At 71.6% G+C, this 546-nt stretch carries 1 protein-coding gene; it reads right to left on the reverse strand.

Annotated elements, in window-relative coordinates:
* Positions 1-546: transposase (locus MXD61_RS05805; RefSeq protein WP_248811809.1), on the reverse strand; the 546-nt coding region annotated here is incomplete at both ends.

Raw genomic sequence — 546 nt, forward strand, 5'->3', positions numbered from 1 at the left:
AGAGGAGGTGCGCGGTGTTGGGGTTCGCGGTTCGCGGGCTCCGGCGACCCGGTGCCTCCCCGCGCGGTCACGGCCCGTCCGGCCGCGATGTTCCTAGCCGCGTTCACGTCGGCGTTGGCCGTGTGCCCGCAGGCGACGCACCGGAACACCGCTTGGCTCTCACGGTTCCCGGACGCCACCTGCCCGCAGGTCGAGCAACGCTGACTCGTCAAAGCGGCCGGGATCCTCTCGACCCGGCCGGGGGCTTTCTGTTCCAGGCGTCGGACGAGCAGTCCCCAGCCGTGGGCGAGGATCGCCCGGTTCAGGCCGGCTTTCTGTCGGACCTGCTTCCCAGGTGCCTCGACCGTGCCGCGCGCCGAGCGGGTCATGTTCCTCACGCGCAGATCCTCGACGCGGATCACGTCGAACCGCCGGGCGAGCTCGGTCGAGGTCTTCTCGACCCAGTCTTTCCGCCGGTCGGCTTCCCGTGCCTTCAGCCGGGCGATCCAGCCTTGGATCCGCCCGCGACGGTTACTGCCCCGCCTGGCGCGGGCGAGCCGGCGTTGC

The sequence above is a fragment of the Frankia sp. AgPm24 genome (assembly GCF_023243055.1).
GTDB classification, from domain to species: domain Bacteria; phylum Actinomycetota; class Actinomycetes; order Frankiales; family Frankiaceae; genus Frankia; species Frankia umida.